The 17,745-nt window shown below is 52.7% G+C and carries 19 protein-coding genes and 1 rRNA gene; 10 read left to right on the top strand and 10 right to left on the bottom strand.

Going from position 1 to position 17,745, the window contains the following annotated elements:
* Positions 1-801: 801 nt before the first annotated feature.
* The gene (locus VB016_01450; GenBank protein ID MEA4977205.1) at positions 802-1,656 is read right to left on the bottom strand and encodes a DUF1638 domain-containing protein; all 855 of its coding nucleotides are present in this window, start codon (positions 1,654-1,656) and stop codon (positions 802-804) included.
* A 315-nt stretch (positions 1,657-1,971) separates the two neighbouring features.
* Between VB016_01450 and VB016_01445 the strand changes: the two genes are divergently transcribed.
* Positions 1,972-2,328, top strand: coding sequence for a hypothetical protein (locus tag VB016_01445; protein ID MEA4977204.1), 357 nt, complete (start codon positions 1,972-1,974; stop codon positions 2,326-2,328).
* A gap of 182 nt (positions 2,329-2,510) precedes the next feature.
* Here VB016_01445 and VB016_01440 read toward each other — a convergent pair whose 3' ends face one another.
* Both VB016_01440 and VB016_01435 read right to left on the bottom strand, forming a co-directional pair.
* Positions 2,511-2,828 (bottom strand): P-II family nitrogen regulator, encoded by a 318-nt coding sequence (locus VB016_01440; protein MEA4977203.1) that lies wholly within the window; start codon positions 2,826-2,828, stop codon positions 2,511-2,513.
* A 9-nt stretch (positions 2,829-2,837) separates the two neighbouring features.
* The gene (locus tag VB016_01435; protein ID MEA4977202.1) at positions 2,838-4,175 is read right to left on the bottom strand and encodes an ammonium transporter; all 1,338 of its coding nucleotides are present in this window, start codon (positions 4,173-4,175) and stop codon (positions 2,838-2,840) included.
* Positions 4,176-4,498: 323 nt separating this feature from the next.
* On the opposite strand from VB016_01435, the gene VB016_01430 reads away from it, so the two are divergent.
* Both VB016_01430 and VB016_01425 read left to right on the top strand, forming a co-directional pair.
* Positions 4,499-5,362, top strand: a complete 864-nt coding sequence (locus VB016_01430; protein MEA4977201.1) for a DUF368 domain-containing protein — start codon at positions 4,499-4,501, stop codon at positions 5,360-5,362.
* 56 nt (positions 5,363-5,418) lie between these two features.
* Entirely contained in the window at positions 5,419-5,985 is a 567-nt protein-coding gene (locus VB016_01425) for a tetratricopeptide repeat protein (protein ID MEA4977200.1), read from the top strand.
* A 174-nt stretch (positions 5,986-6,159) separates the two neighbouring features.
* Here VB016_01425 and VB016_01420 read toward each other — a convergent pair whose 3' ends face one another.
* On the bottom strand, positions 6,160-7,860 hold the full coding sequence (locus VB016_01420) for a DUF5591 domain-containing protein (protein ID MEA4977199.1): 1,701 nt from the start codon (positions 7,858-7,860) through the stop codon (positions 6,160-6,162).
* A 77-nt stretch (positions 7,861-7,937) separates the two neighbouring features.
* On the opposite strand from VB016_01420, the gene pyrB reads away from it, so the two are divergent.
* From pyrB to rrf, 6 genes are all read left to right on the top strand, one after another.
* Positions 7,938-8,867, top strand: coding sequence for an aspartate carbamoyltransferase (gene pyrB / locus VB016_01415; GenBank protein MEA4977198.1), 930 nt, complete (start codon positions 7,938-7,940; stop codon positions 8,865-8,867).
* Positions 8,867-9,340, top strand: a complete 474-nt coding sequence (gene pyrI, locus VB016_01410) for an aspartate carbamoyltransferase regulatory subunit (GenBank protein ID MEA4977197.1) — start codon at positions 8,867-8,869, stop codon at positions 9,338-9,340. The genes pyrB and pyrI overlap by 1 nt, the downstream gene beginning before the upstream one ends.
* A complete protein-coding gene (locus VB016_01405; protein ID MEA4977196.1) occupies positions 9,337-9,867 on the top strand; it encodes an AAA family ATPase in 531 nt (176 codons plus the stop codon). Before pyrI ends, VB016_01405 begins: the two co-directional genes overlap by 4 nt.
* Positions 9,864-10,130 (top strand): hypothetical protein, encoded by a 267-nt coding sequence (locus tag VB016_01400; protein ID MEA4977195.1) that lies wholly within the window; start codon positions 9,864-9,866, stop codon positions 10,128-10,130. Before VB016_01405 ends, VB016_01400 begins: the two co-directional genes overlap by 4 nt.
* A gap of 50 nt (positions 10,131-10,180) precedes the next feature.
* Positions 10,181-10,900: a DUF92 domain-containing protein gene (locus VB016_01395; GenBank protein MEA4977194.1), complete on the top strand. Its 720-nt coding sequence runs from the start codon at positions 10,181-10,183 to the stop codon at positions 10,898-10,900.
* Positions 10,901-10,960: 60 nt separating this feature from the next.
* Positions 10,961-11,082 (top strand): 5S ribosomal RNA (gene rrf / locus VB016_01390).
* Positions 11,083-11,355: 273 nt separating this feature from the next.
* Here rrf and VB016_01385 read toward each other — a convergent pair.
* From VB016_01385 to VB016_01360, 6 genes are all read right to left on the bottom strand, one after another.
* Positions 11,356-11,685 carry a hypothetical protein gene (locus VB016_01385; GenBank protein MEA4977193.1) on the bottom strand — a complete coding sequence of 110 codons (330 nt, stop codon included), beginning with the start codon at positions 11,683-11,685 and terminating at the stop codon, positions 11,356-11,358.
* Positions 11,686-12,006 carry a hypothetical protein gene (locus VB016_01380; GenBank protein MEA4977192.1) on the bottom strand — a complete coding sequence of 107 codons (321 nt, stop codon included), beginning with the start codon at positions 12,004-12,006 and terminating at the stop codon, positions 11,686-11,688.
* Between the two features lie 165 nt (positions 12,007-12,171).
* Positions 12,172-13,119, bottom strand: coding sequence for a thiamine pyrophosphate-dependent enzyme (locus VB016_01375; protein MEA4977191.1), 948 nt, complete (start codon positions 13,117-13,119; stop codon positions 12,172-12,174).
* Positions 13,116-14,291 (bottom strand): pyruvate ferredoxin oxidoreductase, encoded by a 1,176-nt coding sequence (gene porA, locus VB016_01370; protein MEA4977190.1) that lies wholly within the window; start codon positions 14,289-14,291, stop codon positions 13,116-13,118. Before porA ends, VB016_01375 begins: the two co-directional genes overlap by 4 nt.
* A 2-nt stretch (positions 14,292-14,293) precedes the next feature.
* A complete protein-coding gene (locus tag VB016_01365) occupies positions 14,294-14,569 on the bottom strand; it encodes a 4Fe-4S binding protein (protein MEA4977189.1) in 276 nt (91 codons plus the stop codon).
* Positions 14,569-15,135 (bottom strand): 2-oxoacid:acceptor oxidoreductase family protein, encoded by a 567-nt coding sequence (locus VB016_01360; GenBank protein MEA4977188.1) that lies wholly within the window; start codon positions 15,133-15,135, stop codon positions 14,569-14,571. The genes VB016_01365 and VB016_01360 overlap by 1 nt, the downstream gene beginning before the upstream one ends.
* Positions 15,136-15,413: 278 nt before the next feature.
* Between VB016_01360 and ppsA the strand changes: the two genes are divergently transcribed.
* On the top strand, positions 15,414-17,732 hold the full coding sequence (ppsA, locus tag VB016_01355; GenBank protein MEA4977187.1) for a phosphoenolpyruvate synthase: 2,319 nt from the start codon (positions 15,414-15,416) through the stop codon (positions 17,730-17,732).
* Positions 17,733-17,745: the final 13 nt, after the last annotated feature.

Genomic DNA, 17,745 nt, shown 5'->3' with positions numbered 1-17,745 from the left:
AGGCATTCGAAAAAAAGGCAACGGCTTAGGATACTATAGGACGGAGATAGAATTCCGGCCTTCGAGGGCTTCAAGGTCAGATGACGAAGAAGATGCAAGTGGGCGGAGTTCAAGTATCGAATTGTCTTGATTAATATCTGCAATGAAGGAAAAATTATTCAATCTCTGATTTCATTAGCAAAGGAGATTGTATGGAAGAAAATATATGTCATTGCTCAAAGGTGCGCAGAGCCTCGAATGCTATCACAAAAACATATAACAAATACTTATCGCCGAGCGGAATAAGTGTTTCGCAATTCTCACTGATGGAACACCTCACTACGTTAGCTCCTGTCACAGTCAGCCAATTGGCAATCAGATGTCAATTAGACAGAACTACTCTGGTTAGAAATTTAAAATCGCTTGAAGATAGCGGCTATGTTTCCGATATTTCCGAAACGGGAGTGCGAAAAAGACAACTTTTGTTGACAGATCTCGGTAGGGAGAAATTAGATTTTGCAGAAACATTGTGGCTCGAAGCTCAAGAATATATAAAATCGTCCACCGGTGAATCGAACTTAATCGCACTCACAGATATACTGCTAAAAGTAGAGGATGCCTGTTCCGACGATTGCACATAAATCAGATATTACGTAATGTTAACATCTAGCAATAAAAACATTGTAATTTGGCCCGTTTGGTCACGTCGGGATATTAACATGGGTTAACAATTTGTCAATCGCTGTTAACTCTGACTCATACATCCATCTTTGAGGTATTCACTACTAAAAAATTAGTCGAACGCCCCTTGAATCGGATGCCTCATGACCTCATATTTCTCTTGCATGCGGCATATATGTCCTCAGCGGGTTGAAGGGTCGCCCATCCTGGCTCTGCTTCTTTGATTTTTAGTTCCAAATTGTTTGACATTTCTTCCAAATTCTTATCGAATTCATCCATATCTGCCAGACCGCTATCTATCTTCAAAATATTCTTGTACCCGCAGACATTTAAAAGCCACTTCATGTACTCCTCGGGCGTATTAATTCCTAATTCCCGGAGGGAATCGATACTGTTCATGGATTTTATTATCTTTTTATAGTCGCCCGCGACCCCCGCGCCAAGAGCGTCCCTCCAATTGGAGGCTGTGGCCGGAGTAGCATAAAGCATCCCCGTATATTTTTTCACAAGGTCTAGATATCTCGGACCGCCGCCTACGCACACCCCTATGCAATCATCACAGACGTGCCCTTCAAAATCACGGAAAACTTCTGTAGGTTTATACCCCATACTTTTACACCAGACAGAAAGATCCCAACCTATGTTTCCACAAAGTCCATAATAAATGCCCAATGCATCGACATCGGACTGTATCTCTGCAATCTGCTTCTCTACAAGGGCCCTAAGGTCCTTGGGCTCGGCATGAAGTCCCAGATCATTCATCTTTATGACTATGTTGAAAGAATCTTCATTGATTTTTACTCTACCTAGATCAAAATCGGTTTCTGAAAGGACTTCGTAGGGCACTCCCTCTCCATTTAATTTTGTCTTTAAATTTCCACAATGCTTAGTGTCCAAAACATATACCATCTTTGGTTCAGAGTCGTTCTTCACAGAGTATATCAACTCGTCCTCGAGCATTGGACACGCAATTATGCCAAGAATTCCAGAAGCCATATTCATAAGGATGTGCCCGCGGCTATATAATTATAGTGTATATACACTATATGGAACACCGATGAGCGAGTGAAATTTACCAGTCATATTCAAGGATCGTAATCTACAAAAATACCACATAACAAACCAATTCTTTTTCGATAATTTGCTTCCAATTCGTATTGTCCGCGAGACATATTGTTCCCTTTTCTCTTTACTTTAAAAAAGGCCGCGTAAGCCCGCTTCCTTGAGGTCGAAATTCAACGGTTGCAATAATAGTTTGGCAACATAACGTAACGAGAATGTTTTTTGTACTCACATGCCGTTCCGAGCGACATGGCTACCGTGATCGTCGATATGGCATTCTGTGATAAGAAGCACAAAATCACCGCGAAACTCAGAGAAGACGGGGACCTCGACATCCATATCGCCACAGATTGCATGCACATTAGGGAATACGCCGAGAAGCTCGGCAATATCGTCACGGTCAAAGATGTCACGGACTGGCACGGCAGCAGGGTTTACGACCCCGAGATATGTTCTGCTTCATCGTCAACATGTCTTGTGCCCTCCGGCGTCATAAACGCCACTTGGCTGGAACTGGGTATGCTGTCCAAGTCCCGGGCGAAGCATGTCCATGCCAACTGCGTACGCTTCACTGAAAGGGACTCCGACGAACTTATAGACGACTGACCGCGCCCATCGTCGGACGGGGGCCGACCATGATGACGGTCGTCCCTGTATCCTATTGTGTCGGACCGCAGTATGTTTGCCCGGGCGCATTGACCGGCGGCTTCGGTCGCGCCCGGGAAATCCGGCCCGCGGGGGCCGGATTATTTTTAAAAGGTTGTAAGTGGTTTGGAGGAAATCGCCGCTCATTCATCGTGAACTTTTATCGATTCTTCGACCGGTATTACGAATATGCGCCCGTCGCCTATGTGTCCCGTCAGCGCAGCCTCCTTTACGGTATCTATGGTCAGTTGCTTCTGGTCGTCCTCCACGACTATCTCCAGCATGACCTTCTCTATCTCGTCCACACGAAAGATTCCGGTCCTGGTGGAGATGTTTATCCCCGATTGGGAACCTCTTCCCTTCACCTGGACCATTGTCATGCCCATTATGCCGTTGCACCTGAGCGCATCCTTTACGTTCTGGAGCCTTTCCGGGCGGATTATCGCCACTATCATTTTCATGTCATCACCTCAGTTGTACGCAGACTCTCCGTGCTCTGCGATATCTCCGCCTATCAGTTCCTCGTCCTCGGTGTAACGTATCCTCATCACGAGGGAAATGGCCTTCATTATCACGAAGGAGACTGCGAAACAGTACGCCAGCGTGAACCCTACGGCTACCAGCTGCCCCGCGAACAGATCGACCCCTCCGTCGATGAGCCCGGGAGTGTCGGTCAGCATGGAAGATGCGAATATGCCTGTGGCGATCGCCCCCCATATGCCTCCGATGCCGTGTATCCCGAACACGTCCAGCGCATCGTCCACTCCCGATCTCTTTCTCATGAATATCACTCCGAAGTAGCATATGATCGCAGCCACAGCGCCGATGAGTGCGGCGGACGCCGGACTGACGAACGCACATGCCGGAGTGATGGCGACCAATCCCGACAGGAAGCCCGCGCACATGCCCGAAACGCTAACGCGCCCCGCGTGCAACACCTGCACCGCGCCCCATGCCAGCATTGCGACCATCGAGCTGATGATGGTCGTCGCGATGACGATCACCAATGTCTCGTTGACCGCTAGCCCGGACCCTCCGTTGAAACCGATCCATCCCAGCCACAGCAGTATTGCCCCGAGATACATCCAGGGGATGCTGTGAGGCCTGTCCTTAATCGTCCTGCTGCTCCTCTTTCCGAGGACCATCGCGATCGCAACGCCGGTTATTCCCGCACATATGTGGACAACCGTTCCTCCTGCGTAATCGAGAGATACGATATGGCCTCCCGCCGTCGAGAGCAGCCCGCCTCCCCATACCATATGCGCCATAGGGGCGTACACCAGGACGGACCAGAGGGCCAGGAACAGCATTATGGCCGAGAACCTCGCCCTCTCTGCGCTGGCGCCGATCACGATGCATGCGGTCACCCCTGCAAACATTCCCTGGAACATCAGGAACTCCATATCGGGTATCGTCAGGCCCAAAGAACTCGAATCGTACGGTACGTTGTACATGAGTGCGAAACCCAGGTCCCCTATGAAGCCGCCGAAGTCCCCGCTGAAGGCCAAAGAGTATCCTACGAACACCCATATGACGAAAACCAGCGCGACCCCCATAATGCACTGGGCGATGGTGGAGGTCATGCTTTGCTTCCTGAGCATCCCTCCATAGAACAACGCCAAGGCGGGAGCCATCATGAATACCAATATGGTCGCTACGAGCACCCACGTCATATCGGTATGGTCCAGTACGCCCGCGGCATCCTCCGCCAGTATTCCAGCGGTTTCCGCTGACACCTCCGGTAAAAGGAAGAGCGACACCGATGTGATTGCAACTGCGACGATCGCGATCATTATTCCCAATTTCATCTTAAACCTCCATCCGTTCGCCTCATTTTCGATCAATCTATTCATTGCGATTGAGGCTAATTAGACAAATGTCTAATCATATATTAATAATTTGACAAATGTCTAATTTAAAATCAATTTACCGACAAATGATTTATAATTAGAAAAATATGAGGCAAATATCTAAGATAGACCAAAAATACCGATACACATGCGGGCGCACCGTCCGTTTTTCAATTCCTTCTCCCGTTTGTAACGAATGGCCGGGAGCCGGACCATCGATATTTCCGCAGCGTTTTTCCACCTGCGCCTTATTATATACAGACACTCGATGACATTGTTCCATGGGCAGGGTCGCCGATATAAAGAACGGTCTTGTTGGAGCGTTCATAGGCGTTCTGAGCATCCTTCCGGGTGCCAGCGGAGGCGTTGCGGCCGTAGTGTTCGGAATATACGAGAGACTCATGGAGGACCTCGGAGATATCTTCCACAAATGGAGAACTGATTTCAGGTTCCTGTTTTTCGTCGTCGGAGGCATGGGCCTCGGAATGATCGTCACCGCCTTCGGATTGGACTGGCTTCTGGCAAATCTGGAGGTCCCGGCCATGTTCTTCTTCACAGGACTGATTGTGGGGCAGTTCCCTGACGTCTACAAGATGACGCGCGAGGACGAAAAGAAAGGTTCCGCTCTGAATTATCTCGCGCTAGTAGCCGGTATCGCCATAACGGTCCTGCTTATGTTCGCCGGTACAGTGGAGGAAACAGGCGCCGACACGGAGATCGCCCACGGAGCGATTATGTATATCGTGCTAATCGTAACAGGATTGATAATAGCCGCTTCCAAGATAGCTCCGGGAGTCAGCGGTAGCGCAATATTGTTGGCGATGGGCCTTTACAAACCCCTGATCAACTCCTTCACAAACTTCGACATCGTCGTAATCGTGCTTTTCGGGATAGGTTTGGTCGTAGGGCTCGTCCTCTTCGCAAAAATCGTAACATGGGCCCTCAGATCCTATCGTAAATCGACATATTATCTCATATTCGGCCTAACAGTGGGTTCCACACTGATAGTGGCTTACAGCACCTTGACCGCGACCGACACCTGGATCGAGGCGCTGGGAGGGTTCGCGGCGCTTATCTTGGGACTTGCGCTCAGCGTATTCCTTTCGAGAATCAGCAAAAAATATTCCGATGAACTGCAGGAATGACCCTTTGCTCATAGGTGCGGCGCAATTGATTTAGCATTCCAGGCCCATGGGCATCCATGTTCGGTCGCGAAGGAAGCCTGTGGAAGCTCAAGAGAGCGGCCAAATCCGGGGACTGCGAGGCCGCGTTCGAGGTCGGGGCATGCTATCTGAACGGCATAGGCGTCGACAAGGACGCGGACAGGGCCGTAGAATTCTTCAAAATGGGCGCCGAGAACGGTTCGCCAGGCGCTGCGCTGACCCTCGGAGACATGCTGGAGCACGGTTTCATAAACAATGACGGCCAGAGGATTGCCGATTTCGATGTTGCATTCCAGCTGTTCAAAATAGCATCGGACGGCGGACTTGCCGCCGGAACTTACCGTATGGGCCTGATGTACAGGGACGGCAAGGGCGTCCCCCAGGACATGGCTGCCGCCCTGATACTGATAACCGATGCCGCCTGCAGAGGGTTCGACCAGGCGCAGATGGCCTTATTCTACATGTACAGGGACGGTTGCGGCACGGATTGCGATATGGGAAGAGCTATCGAATATCTTAAAATGGCCGCAGAAAAAAGAAACGAAGAGGCTATTTCCAAACTAGAGGACCTTTCTTTTAAAGGCTGCAATGACATTGAAAAATGAAAACAGAGGCAAGGTGGTTGGATGGGATGCGAAAAATTGTCCCTGCCTCTGATGGAAGATCATTAGATGCGTCGGGGGATGCATTTCATGTCTTCTTACACAATCATCGACCATATAGTATATGAACCGAATCGGAGGAGGTCGCTGAAAATGACCGAAAGTACGAAAACAGCATTATTTTGACTTGTGGCGAACGCGCACCGCCATGCCACGGCTCAACTGGACCATTTCCCTGCCGCACATCTCGGCAACGCCGACGCCTGCGACCTTTCCGTTACGCAGTATAACGGCCTCGCCGCCTATCCTTATATTTGGATCCGCATCTACCGCACCGACCGCGAACAGATTGCCCTTCAGGTCGAAATCGTTCATATTCACAATGAATGTCCCGGTCCCGGACAGTACTTCCGCACCCTCGATGGTCAGGGAAATCATGCCTCTTTCCGGCGTGAGCATCCCGAGCTGGGTTTTTTTGGTCCGGTCTTCTGGGTCCTCCCTTATTATCTTCCAATAAGGGAATTTGCCCGTTGCGAACGTGTTCTCGTCCATTATCGCGTCTGCGCACCCCTGCCCGAACTGGAACTGCAGGACCGAACGTACTGTCTCCTTACGGTCGACCATGTACCCCGGAAGGTCCATGCCTCTCGCAGCCTCCCTCAAGGCTGCGTCAAGCCGCCCGAGCGATCCGAACGATGTCGGGTCCCCGTTATCCACGGTATATTCCATGTCTGCCAGGTCCTTTATCATATCAAAGTCCGGGAAGTGGCATATCACTTTGTCATATCCCTGTTCCAGGAGCCCTGAAAGCATGGACCTGATCATCTGCTTCTCCTGGCAGTTCCACTCGCCCGTGACCGGTATGTCATACGCATTGGCGGGATAGAAAACATCCAGCTCCCTGGGCACCAGTCCCAGAGGCGATGTGAGTATCACCTCGTGCACCAGCGTGTCGTGGTCGCCCGTGTGTATGGCCGATGAGAAGGCCTTGTGGGATTTTGAAGTGTGATAGGGTTTCCTTGCGGAACATGGGAGAAGCAACAAGATCCTTTTGTGGTCCGGCTTTCTGTACTGCTCGACTATCGCCCTGCGGTAGCGCTCTACGTCCGGCCTGCGTAGGGCCTGGACGGTGTTGCTGCAGAACCTCCCTCCTGCGAGAGTGCAAGCCTCCTCCTGATAGTCGTAGCCCTGGCTGTCGTACAGCCTAAGAAGCGCAACGGAGGACGGCGAGGCCGCTGACCTCTGGTCCACAAGCTCCCTCAACCGTCCCGACGCGATGAACATCGATACCTTCTCGATCTCGCTCTTCAGCTCCTTCGCGTTCTCCCTGGACATGTCGGCTCCCACGGCCAACTCGCCCTCCGGGATCGTCCTCATGCCCATGAGTCCGGCGGCGTTCGGAAGTACATCGTCGAAAATATCGACGCCCATGTAGCTCAGCAGAGATACGGTGGAGGGTTCAGCTATCCCGGACATGTATACCAGGCGCCCGAAGCCCGCGAGCCCCCTTACCTTCATAACGGCGTCCAGAAGCTTTCTGGCGTCTCGTCTTAGCTCGAAAGCGTTCGGAACGACCACCATATCGCAGTTTTCCGGAATCTCCTCGGTGCCGTCGACCGGGAGCCTCAGCACACATACCTTCCCGTAAACCCCGCGTACGCCTCCGCGGCCTGACGAAGCCGTTGTGAGCATACCCCCGTCGAGCGGCACGTCCGTGCCCATGAAATGCAATACCCTGCCCTCGGATTCCAGAGATATGTAGGGTCCGGCAGACCTGCCCAGAGTTACGGCCGCAGGCGTGACCAGGACGTTTTCTCCGTCCTTGTATTCGCAGACCCTTCCCCTATGGGACCTAGTGATAATATCCAGCATCTGCATTCAGTGAGCGCCCCCCCGTTAATTAATGTTGGTACGCGCGAGCGAAGGGTTATATCACTATGGCAGGATTAGCCATTATGGACTTCTATGACAGGGACGTCGTTTCCATAAGGGACCTGACGAGGGAAGAGATCGAATCTATTCTCGACCTATCTGAAAAAATGATGCCGTACGCTACCGGCGAAAAGGTCAACCGGGTTCTTCATGGAAAGATACTGGGCAACCTGTTCTTCGAACCTTCTACCCGTACAAAGTTATCGTTCGAAAGCGCCGCGTACAGGCTCGGGTGCGACGTCATAGATGTATCTGAAATGTCAATGACATCCATCTCCAAAGGGGAGACGCTCGCGGACACCATACGGATGGTCGACGCGTACTGCGACCTGATCGTCCTCAGGCACCCCTACGAGGGCGCCGCCCGTCTGGCCGCCAATTTCTCGATAAACCCTGTGATCAATGCCGGCGACGGCGCCGGATCGCACCCGACCCAGACCCTCCTAGACCTTTTCACGATGCGCCAGGCGAAGGGGTCCCTCGACGGTCTGAATGTAGTGCTAGTAGGCGACCTGAAGTACGGAAGGACCGTCCATTCCCTCGCCGAGGCCCTAACGATGTTCGGTGCAAAACTTACACTCGTAGCCCCCGACACGCTGCAGATGCCCGACGACATAGTCAACCACATCAAGGAGAAGGGATGCCGGCCTGTGAAGACCACAAGCCTGGAAGAGGTCATGGACAAGGCGGACGTGCTTTACGTAACGAGAATTCAGAAAGAGCGGTTCCCGGACCCTGCCGAATATAAGAAGGTCGCCGGGACCTACCGTATCAACAATTCAATGCTGAGAGAGGCTAGGAGAGACATGGTCATTATGCATCCTCTACCCAGAATCGACGAGATCGCGCCCGAGGTAGATGCATCGGAGCACGCAAAGTATTTCCAACAGGCATTCAACGGGGTGCCGGTAAGGATGGCCCTGCTATGCGCAATATTGGGAGGCGAGCTCTGATGGATGTCAAAACCATAAAAGAGATCAAACTTGCACCCATAAGGAACGGCACCGTGATAGACCATATAGCCACGGGACAGGCGCTGAACGTGCTGAAGATCCTCGGCGTCAACGAATATATGGATTCGACCATAAGCGTCGGCATACACGTGTCGTCCAGGAAATCGGCCGAATGGAAAGACATCGTCAAGATCGAAGACTGCGAACTCGACCAGAAAACTGTGGACAAGATCGCTCTGATCGCGCCTGATGCCACCATTTCGATAATCAGGGACTACTATGTTGCAGAGAAATTCACGGTAACGCTGGGCGACCGGGTCATGGGGCTTGCTAAGTGTTGCAACCCCAACTGCATCACCAATAAGAACGAGCCTATCGAGACCGAGTTTGTGGTCATCAGCAGGCGCCCCACCAAGCTCAGGTGCTCCTACTGCGACAGGGCATTGTGCAACATCTCGGACAACCTACTATGAAAATATTCATCGTCACCGGAATGCCCGGATCGGGCAAGGAGGAACTGCTCACAGTAGCTCGTGACATGAATATCCCGTTCCTGAGGATGGGGGACATCGTACGCGAGCAATACGCGAAATACCATTCCGAAAAGGGCCTTACGATCGGCGAGTTCGCCGACAAGGCCAGGAAAAAGAAGGGTAAGGACATATGGGCCAAGATGGCCATGGAGAAGATGGCCGGCAATATCTTCCTGGTCGACGGATGCAGGAGCATGGAAGAGGTCGACGCCTTCAGGACACTGAGCGAGGATGTGTATATCATCGCGATACATTCGAGCCCGGACACGAGGTACGGGAGGCTTGTCAGGCGCGGGAGGGAGGATGCCCCCAGAGAATGGGTGGAGTTCGCCGACCGCGATACCCGGGAGATATCCTGGGGACAGGCGGAGGTAATAGCCCTCGCCGACATAATGTTCATCAACGAATCGACGCTCGAGGACTTCCACAGTGATGTGCAGAAGGCCTTGGAGGAAATCAGGGTATGAAGTTCACGATCGCCCGCCTGTGCGGCGGCGCGGCGCTTATGGCCGTCCCGCAGGACAAGATCGAACTCGATATGGCAAAGGCCGCAGAGGTCATCGGGCAGAAGGGGCACCTCATCAAACAGAAAGATGAAATGATGATAATCTTCATGTGGGACGATATGGAAGCCACGCTGTACGTTCAGGGCAAGGTCATGTTCTTCCCGCTCGAGAACAAGTCCCAGTGCATTGAGTACGCTACCTCGGTCCTCGAGAGCATTATGTAATTAACGCTTTCGGCACATCATTAATAACCGCCCTATCAATTCCTGCGTCCATGGACCCCCTGTTGCAGGCCACGTTGACAGTTTTGCTTTCGGTAGCGCTTTCTTTCGTGGCATGGAAGGTTGGAATGCTCACCACGGACGGCGCGCTTGCGGCCGCCGCGGTGCTGCTGGTCATCGGGCTCATGGGGGACCTATACTGGCTTATCATGCTCGTGATCTTCGCGGCGATAGGTTTTGCTGCAACCAGGTTCGCATTCAAGAAAAAGAAGGAGGAAGGTCTCCAAGAGGGAAGGCACGGCGAGAGGGGCTGGAAGAACATCGCCGGCGTGGCCCTTGCGCCCGCTGTGGTGGCCATCGCTGATTTTGCGGTCGCCGGTTACGACAATATGTTCATAATCGCCTACATAGGCTCTATTGCGGTCGCAGCGTCCGACACCGTGGCGAGCGAGATCGGAGTAAGGGACAAACGCGTATGGCTCATAACCACTTTTAAAAGAGTGGAGGCAGGGACGAACGGTGGAGTGTCATTGCTGGGAATGTACGTATCATTGGCGGCGGCCATAATGGTTTCGCTGATCGGATGGACGCTTCTTTTCCGCAATCTGAGCTGGCTGATCGTCATACCTGTCGTCGCAGGTTTGGCCGGAAATCTTCTGGACAGTTTTTTCGGTGCCACGATAGAGGATCGCCTTATATCGAAATATACAAATAATTTCATAACCGGGGGAGCGGGAGCTGTGCTGGCCGCAGTCCTCTACATGCAGTTTTAAGTGCATATCGGAGCTTTATTCCGAAATGTTTTTATACTTTACATATATCCTATGAATTGGTCTGACGGCCACAGCGGCGGGGAAACACCCGGTCCCATTCCGAACCCGGAAGTAAAGCTCGCCTGCGTCTCTGTCTGTACTGTACTGCGCAAGCGTACGGGAACACAGAAACGCTGTCAGCCACTTTTCATTTCTACTTGTTAGCGTCGGCCATGTTTTGAGCCGTGACAACGGAAAACCGAAATTCACCTTATAAAAATGATCCCGGCGGCATCGGCGCCGGTAAAGGATTTGAACGGAGACATAATTTACACAGCCAAAAAATGCTGGACTTATTATGTTTTAATCGTATAATTACATACTAATTATAAAATAGTATACGCTTCGTATTGTCACATTATTGTTAAAATAATAAATTAGGTAAAAAGTTTGAAACAAGCACGCACCTCTGCAAATCAGGCGATTGCCTGGGGCTTCGATGCCCCGGCATACTTGCCGTTTAAAAACACCAGTGCTGCCCAGATCGCCACGACGATTATGAGCATGGCTCCGCCGACCATAGCCATCTCGTTCAGCATTACCATGGTGTCCCCCGGCGTAGCCATTGCCGTAAGGAACGGGAACCAGGGAACGACCTCGCCGCTCCAGAGATGCTCGACCGCCAACGCTCCGACTGCCGTCCATAGCATGATGTTAAGCCAATTGACATGATATTTCTCAGGTATCCATCTTGCACAAACCGTCGTTATGATTGCGGCGGCCGCGAGTACTAAAAAACAAGCCATTTAACATATCTCCTTTGTATCTTCTTTCTGTTCTGCGACTATTGTGGCGTGAGCGCGCATTCTCTGCACCATCACAGCGAGCTCCCACACGACTAATACGGGAATCAGCATGCAGATGCTCAGGACCAGAGGCTCGGCGCCTATCTCCAGGAACGGTCCCTCGGCACCATCTGCGAACCATCCCATCACATGGTCCGCGAACACACATGCCGTCAGCGCCCAGAGGCCAAGGGAAAGTTGTCCCGTGTAGTATTTCTGAGTCTGGAACAGGTATATTCCGGTCGCTATGAGGGCCGAGATCGCAAAAATTACCAACCACATTTCTTTATCTCCGGGTACATTTACCCGAATTCGTGTTACTGCATACTATTATTAAATTGTTGTTATTAAATGTTAATAATAATTAAATTATTATGTAATTAAAAAATCCAGCATCACGCCGGGCGATATTGAAACAAGAAGCGGGGGCAAAGCCCCCTTTGTGGTTTAATCCTTAGAAAGGCGGATGAGCTTTTCCCATCTCTTATCGATGTTGGCCTGCATCTTGTCAACGACGTGGGCCCAGCGCTCTTCCTTGAGGTGCCTGTATCTTCCCTGGGCATTGATCCAGTCGGTTACCGGCTTCTTCTCGATCTTCCCTTCGGCGATCTTGAGGCTTTCGGCTGTCAGCGCGTACTTGCCGTCGACGACCTCGTAGAGAGGCCAGACGCAGGTTTCCACGGCCAGCTGCGCCATGTCCACGGTCATCGAGGGAGAAGTCCTCCAGCCCCTGGGGCAAGGAGTTATCGCATTGATGAACGCGGGGCCTCCGCAGTTGAATCCCTTCTTGGCCTTTTCGACTGTGTCCCTCCAGTTGTGGGGGGACGCCTGTGCGACGTACGGGATGTTGTGTGCGACCATTATGGCCGTTAGGTCTTTGGAATACTCCTGCTTTCCCGGGGAAACCGACCCCGCGGGCGAGGTGGTGGTGTCGGCCCCCATACCGGTAGCGCTAGATCTCTGGATGCCTGTGTTCATGTACGCCTCGTTGTTCATACATACATACAGCATCTTGTGTCCCCTCTCCATCGCTCCGGAGAGCGCCTGGAGGCCGATGTCGTAAGTGGCACCGTCCCCTGCGAAGTTGACGAAATCCATCTCCTCTTTGATCTTTCCCTGCTTCCTGAGGGACTGATATGCAGCCTCGACCCCTGCGCATGTTGCCGCACCGTTTCCGAACGCGGTGTGTATCAGGGGCACGTTCCACGACGTATACGGATACACGGTCGTGGAAACTTCGAAGCATCCGGTGGAGAGAGAGACCACGAGCGGCCTCTGGGTGCCCATCAGTATCTGCTTGACGAGAAGAGGTTCGCCGCATCCGGCGCAGAGCCTGTGCCCGCTCGTCAGCTTGACAGGCAGTTGATTGAGATTTTTTAGCGATGTGCTCATCATAATTTCATCCCCGCATAGTTGATCTTGTCTGCAGTACCCTTGACTATCGATTCCATCGCGCCCTTGAGGATCGACACGCTTGTGTCCGCTCCTCCGATGCCGTATATGAAATTGTACATCTTCGGCATCTTTTCAAGGTCGGCCGCCGCAGCGACCACCTCCGAGTACATGGGCCCATATGCTCCAAGGCTCACGTGCTTGTCGAATATTGCGACCGCCTTCTTGCCCTTCATTATCCTGGCAAGCTCTTTCTCCGGCCAAGGTCTGTATATGTGGGGCATTGCCGCCCCGACCTTGATGCCAGCTTCGCGCATCTGGTCGACGGTCTCCTGCATCGTCCCGTAGGATGATCCGAGGATTATGGCGACGTACTCTGCGTCGTCGCACCTGTACTCGTCCACAAGGTGGTATTCCCTGCCGGTCAGCTTCTTGAATTCCTTGAACACCTGCTCGGAGACCTCAAGTGCCTTGTCCATAGCCTCGACCTGCTGGTGCTTGTGCGCATAGTAGAAGTCCGGCCCGTCCAGCATCCCGTGGGATGTTGGGTGCTTATAGTCAAGCAACGGGCAGACCGGTTCGAACTCGCCGACGAACTTCTTGACGTCCTCGGTATCGATCGGGGTCATCCTTTCGACCGCATGGGTCAGGATGAAACCGTCCAGATTCGTTATTATCGGAAGCTGCACGTCCGGATGCTCCGCTATCCTGGGCGCTATGATAGCGTTGTCATAAGCGCTCTGGACATTGTCGGCGAACATCTGTATCCAGCCCGTGTCCCTCGCAGCCATGGCGTCGCCGTGGTCGTTGTTGATGTTTATCGGACCGCTGACCGCCCTGTTGGCTACGGCCATGACGACCGGAACCCTCATTGCCGACGTTATGGGGAGCATCTCCCACATGTACGCCAGTCCCTGGGACGCCGTGGCTGTGAAAGTCCTAGCGCCTGCCGAGCAGGACGCCGCGCAGAGGGTCAGGGCGCTGTGCTCCGACTCGACGCAGACGTACTCGGTTTTAACTTCCCCGTTCGCGACGAACTTGGAGAAGTCCTCGACGATGATGGTTTGAGGGGTGATGGGGTATGCGGCGCACACGTCGGGATCGATCTGCTTCCATGCGTATGCGACGGCTCCGTCGCCGTTTATCGCTATATCTTCCAGTTTCTTCTTTGCCATACTCACGCCTCCGTCATTTTGATAGCTTTCTTAGGGCAGACCTGGGCGCATATGCCGCAGCCTTTGCAGTGGCTCATCTTGAATCCTTCGAGCTTGCCTTCTTTGATTATAACCGAGTTGTCAGGGCAGAACATCCAGCAGTTCAGGCAGTTGATGCACTTTTCCTTGTCGACCACGGGGGTGTAAGATCTCCAGTCGCCTGTGAGAATCGCCTCGGAGCTTCCGGGATTGCAGACTCTGGCCCCGATCGGCATGTCCTTGATCTTTATCTTTGCCATCACTGCACCTCCTCGTATGCCCTCTTGAGAGCTGAAAGATTGCTGTTGATGACCTTCTCGGAAAGCTTTGCTCCGAGCTTGCTGATAACATGTTCGGCTATCATGTCGAACTCCACGATAGGCCTTAACTTGACGAGGGCGCCCAGCATGGACGTGTTGGCCATGGGCCTCCCGATCTCCTCGATAGAGATCTTGGTGGCATTGACCGTGTGACACTCCAGATCCGTTCCGATCGCGGCTCGAAGTTCGGCCGGCGTACCGTCGTAGTTGGCCAATATGAAACCGTTCTCTTTCAGTCCGGCGGCCACGTCGACCTTGCCGATAAGAGTGCCGTCCAACACGATCACTATGTCAGGCTCGTACACTTGGCTGTGCACCCTGACAGGTTTATCGGAAATCCTGGTGAACCCTTTGATCGGAGCTCCCATCCTCTCCGGCCCAAACTCAGGGAATGCTTTCACATACTTTCCGGCACTGATAGCTGCTTCGGCGAGGATCTCGTTCGCGGTGACGACACCCTGCCCGCCCCTACCATGCCAAACTATTTCCATATCCATGGGGACCATCAGTTACGTCAAAGCGACATCTGATTTAAACCCTTCCGCTTTGAACTATGATGAAATTCCACTTTCGTACGAATTTTATGGCGAAATTCTTAGTTTTCCGCCTTATTTCTACGAAAACTGTAGTAATATATACGAATATCGAACATAGTTATAAACTATCCAAATGTGTAGCAGACTTACCAGAATTGTTGTTAGTTAGGGCAAACAATATTAAAAAGAAGGCCTTATTCCGAACAGTGCATCTGGTGCACCCAAATTCTTTCCTACGGGGGACATAGATGGAAAATAGAATTGTAGATGTCAATGAGCTGCGTGTCGAGGACATTCCGCTGGTAGGTGGTAAAGGAGCAAACCTTGGAGAACTGACCTTTGCCGGTTTCCCGGTTCCGGGGGCTTTTGTTCTGACAACTAACGCTTATGACTATTTCTTTAACAAGAATACTCTGACGAAGGCTGTCGAAAAAGAGCTGATGACGATCGATGATAGTTCGGACCAGAATCTGGCCGAAGCGTCCGACCGTATCAGAAAGCTGATCGAAACGGGGGAGATCCCCGATGACCTGAGGTCGGAGATCCTGTCCAAGTACAACGTCCTGTTCCCGAAGGGAAAGAAGGGATTCGTCGCCGTACGGTCGAGCGCTACGGCCGAGGACCTGCCGGACGCCAGTTTCGCCGGCCAGCAGGAGACGTATCTCAACGTCATGGGGGAGGAGGACCTTTTAGATAAGGTCAGGAAATGCTGGTCCTCGCTGTTCACCGCGAGGGCGATTTCATACCGCCAGAAGCGCGGATACGCCAGCGAGGAGATCAAGCTCGCCGTGGTCGTCCAGAAGATGGTCAACTCCGAATGCTCGGGCATAATGTTCACCGTGGACCCCAACAGCGGGGCCAACAACATAATCGTCGAGGCCGGTTACGGTCTCGGGGAAGCTATCGTCGGCGGAGAGGTCACCCCCGATACATACGTCGTCGACAAAACCGAGATGAAGATCATCAAAGAAAAGACCAGAAGGTCTACGCAGAAATGGAAGTACGTCAGAGGGAAAAACGGCGGGGCCGTCAAAAAGGACGTCGCTCCCGAACTGGAGAGCGCCCAGAAGATCCCTGACGACAGGATACTCGAGATAGCCGAGATAGGAAGACAGATAGAAATCCACTACCAAAAGCCTATGGACATGGAATGGTGCATAGAGGACGGAAAAGTTTTCATAGTACAGGCCAGACCGATCACCGCCGTCGGCGACTCCAAGACCAACGAGTCCGCCGGCAACGACGTATCGCAGGAGAGCATCATCACCACGGGCATGGGCGCGAGCCCCGGACTGTCCACGGGACGCGTTGTAGTCTATGATGTCAGCATGAGCCTGGACGTGATAAAGGACGGCGATGTCCTGGTCACCACCATGACCATGCCCGATATGGTCCCGGCGATGTCCAGGGCCGTGGCGATAGTCACAGACGAAGGAGGAATGACGTGCCACGCCGCCATAATATCCAGGGAACTGGGGACACCGTGCATCGTCGGAACAGGCAACGCGACGTCCGTGCTCAGGGACGGCATGATCGTCACCGTGGATGGGACGACAGGTACGGTCTACAAAGGAGAGATCAGAAAGAAAACGGCGGCACAACACACCGACACGCAGTCTGTGGCCGCCGAATATGTACCTGTGACCGGCACCAAGATAATGGTGAACATGAGCATGCCCACAAAGGCCGACGAGGTGGCAGCATTGCCGTGCGACGGCGTAGGCCTCATGAGAAGCGAGTTCCTATTCACCAACTACATAGGAGAACACCCGATGTCCGTCATAGCCGACGGCCGCTCGGACGAACTGATTGAAAAACTGGCGGAGGGAATAGCTAAGGTTGCGAGGGCGTTCTACCCTCGCCCCGTGGTGCTTAGGACATCCGACTTCAAGACGAACGAGTACCGCGATATGCGCGGCGGTGCGGACTACGAACCGAACGAAGACAACCCGATGATCGGCTGGCGCGGATGCTCCAGATATGTATCCCCGGATTACAGGGACGCGTTCATCTGCGAACTGAGGGCCATAAAGAAGGTCAGGGACGAGATGGGGCTGAAAAACCTGAACATCATGTTGCCGTTCGTAAGGACCATAGAGGAGGTCCAGGACATAACAGAGATGATGAGGGAGATCGGCCTCAAAAGAGGAATCAATCTGAAGCTGTATCTGATGGCCGAAGTTCCGGTCAACATCTTTATGGCCGAGGAGTTCTGCCAATACTGCGATTCGTTCTCGATCGGGTCGAACGACCTGACCCAGCTCGTACTGGGCGTAGACCGCGATTCCGATGTCCTCGGAAGGATGGGATACTTCGACGAGAGAAACGAAGGCGTAAAGAGGGCGATCAAACAGCTGATCGAAGTGGCCCACAAGAACGGAAAGACCGTAGGTATATGCGGCCAAGGCCCCTCCGTCTATCCGGAGTTCGCTGAATTCCTGGTAGAGTGCGGGATAGATTCCATCTCTCTGAACCCGGACACGGTAGTCAAGACCAAGAGGGCCATTGCTTCCGTGGAGCAGAAAATTATGCTCAGGCAGCTGCACGAGCTCACCCGCAAAAGTTAAACCCGGCCACGGC

This window comes from Methanomassiliicoccaceae archaeon (assembly GCA_034928305.1).
Classification (GTDB): Archaea; Thermoplasmatota; Thermoplasmata; order Methanomassiliicoccales; family Methanomethylophilaceae; genus VadinCA11.
The sequence above is the reverse complement of the archived record's forward strand: the minus strand, read 5'-3'. Positions and strand labels throughout refer to the sequence as shown.

Coding starts and splice junctions, on each gene's coding strand:
- VB016_01450 (MEA4977205.1), bottom strand. CDS start 1,656: ATGGCTTCTGGAATTCTTGGCATAATTGCGTGTCCAATGCTCGAGGAC.
- VB016_01445 (MEA4977204.1), top strand. CDS start 1,972: ATGGCTACCGTGATCGTCGATATGGCATTCTGTGATAAGAAGCACAAA.
- VB016_01440 (MEA4977203.1), bottom strand. CDS start 2,828: ATGAAAATGATAGTGGCGATAATCCGCCCGGAAAGGCTCCAGAACGTA.
- VB016_01435 (MEA4977202.1), bottom strand. CDS start 4,175: ATGAAATTGGGAATAATGATCGCGATCGTCGCAGTTGCAATCACATCG.
- VB016_01430 (MEA4977201.1), top strand. CDS start 4,499: ATGGGCAGGGTCGCCGATATAAAGAACGGTCTTGTTGGAGCGTTCATA.
- VB016_01425 (MEA4977200.1), top strand. CDS start 5,419: ATGTTCGGTCGCGAAGGAAGCCTGTGGAAGCTCAAGAGAGCGGCCAAA.
- VB016_01420 (MEA4977199.1), bottom strand. CDS start 7,860: ATGCAGATGCTGGATATTATCACTAGGTCCCATAGGGGAAGGGTCTGC.
- pyrB (MEA4977198.1), top strand. CDS start 7,938: ATGGACTTCTATGACAGGGACGTCGTTTCCATAAGGGACCTGACGAGG.
- pyrI (MEA4977197.1), top strand. CDS start 8,867: ATGGATGTCAAAACCATAAAAGAGATCAAACTTGCACCCATAAGGAAC.
- VB016_01405 (MEA4977196.1), top strand. CDS start 9,337: ATGAAAATATTCATCGTCACCGGAATGCCCGGATCGGGCAAGGAGGAA.
- VB016_01400 (MEA4977195.1), top strand. CDS start 9,864: ATGAAGTTCACGATCGCCCGCCTGTGCGGCGGCGCGGCGCTTATGGCC.
- VB016_01395 (MEA4977194.1), top strand. CDS start 10,181: ATGGACCCCCTGTTGCAGGCCACGTTGACAGTTTTGCTTTCGGTAGCG.
- VB016_01385 (MEA4977193.1), bottom strand. CDS start 11,685: ATGGCTTGTTTTTTAGTACTCGCGGCCGCCGCAATCATAACGACGGTT.
- VB016_01380 (MEA4977192.1), bottom strand. CDS start 12,006: ATGTGGTTGGTAATTTTTGCGATCTCGGCCCTCATAGCGACCGGAATA.
- VB016_01375 (MEA4977191.1), bottom strand. CDS start 13,119: ATGATGAGCACATCGCTAAAAAATCTCAATCAACTGCCTGTCAAGCTG.
- porA (MEA4977190.1), bottom strand. CDS start 14,291: ATGGCAAAGAAGAAACTGGAAGATATAGCGATAAACGGCGACGGAGCC.
- VB016_01365 (MEA4977189.1), bottom strand. CDS start 14,569: ATGGCAAAGATAAAGATCAAGGACATGCCGATCGGGGCCAGAGTCTGC.
- VB016_01360 (MEA4977188.1), bottom strand. CDS start 15,135: ATGGTCCCCATGGATATGGAAATAGTTTGGCATGGTAGGGGCGGGCAG.
- ppsA (MEA4977187.1), top strand. CDS start 15,414: ATGGAAAATAGAATTGTAGATGTCAATGAGCTGCGTGTCGAGGACATT.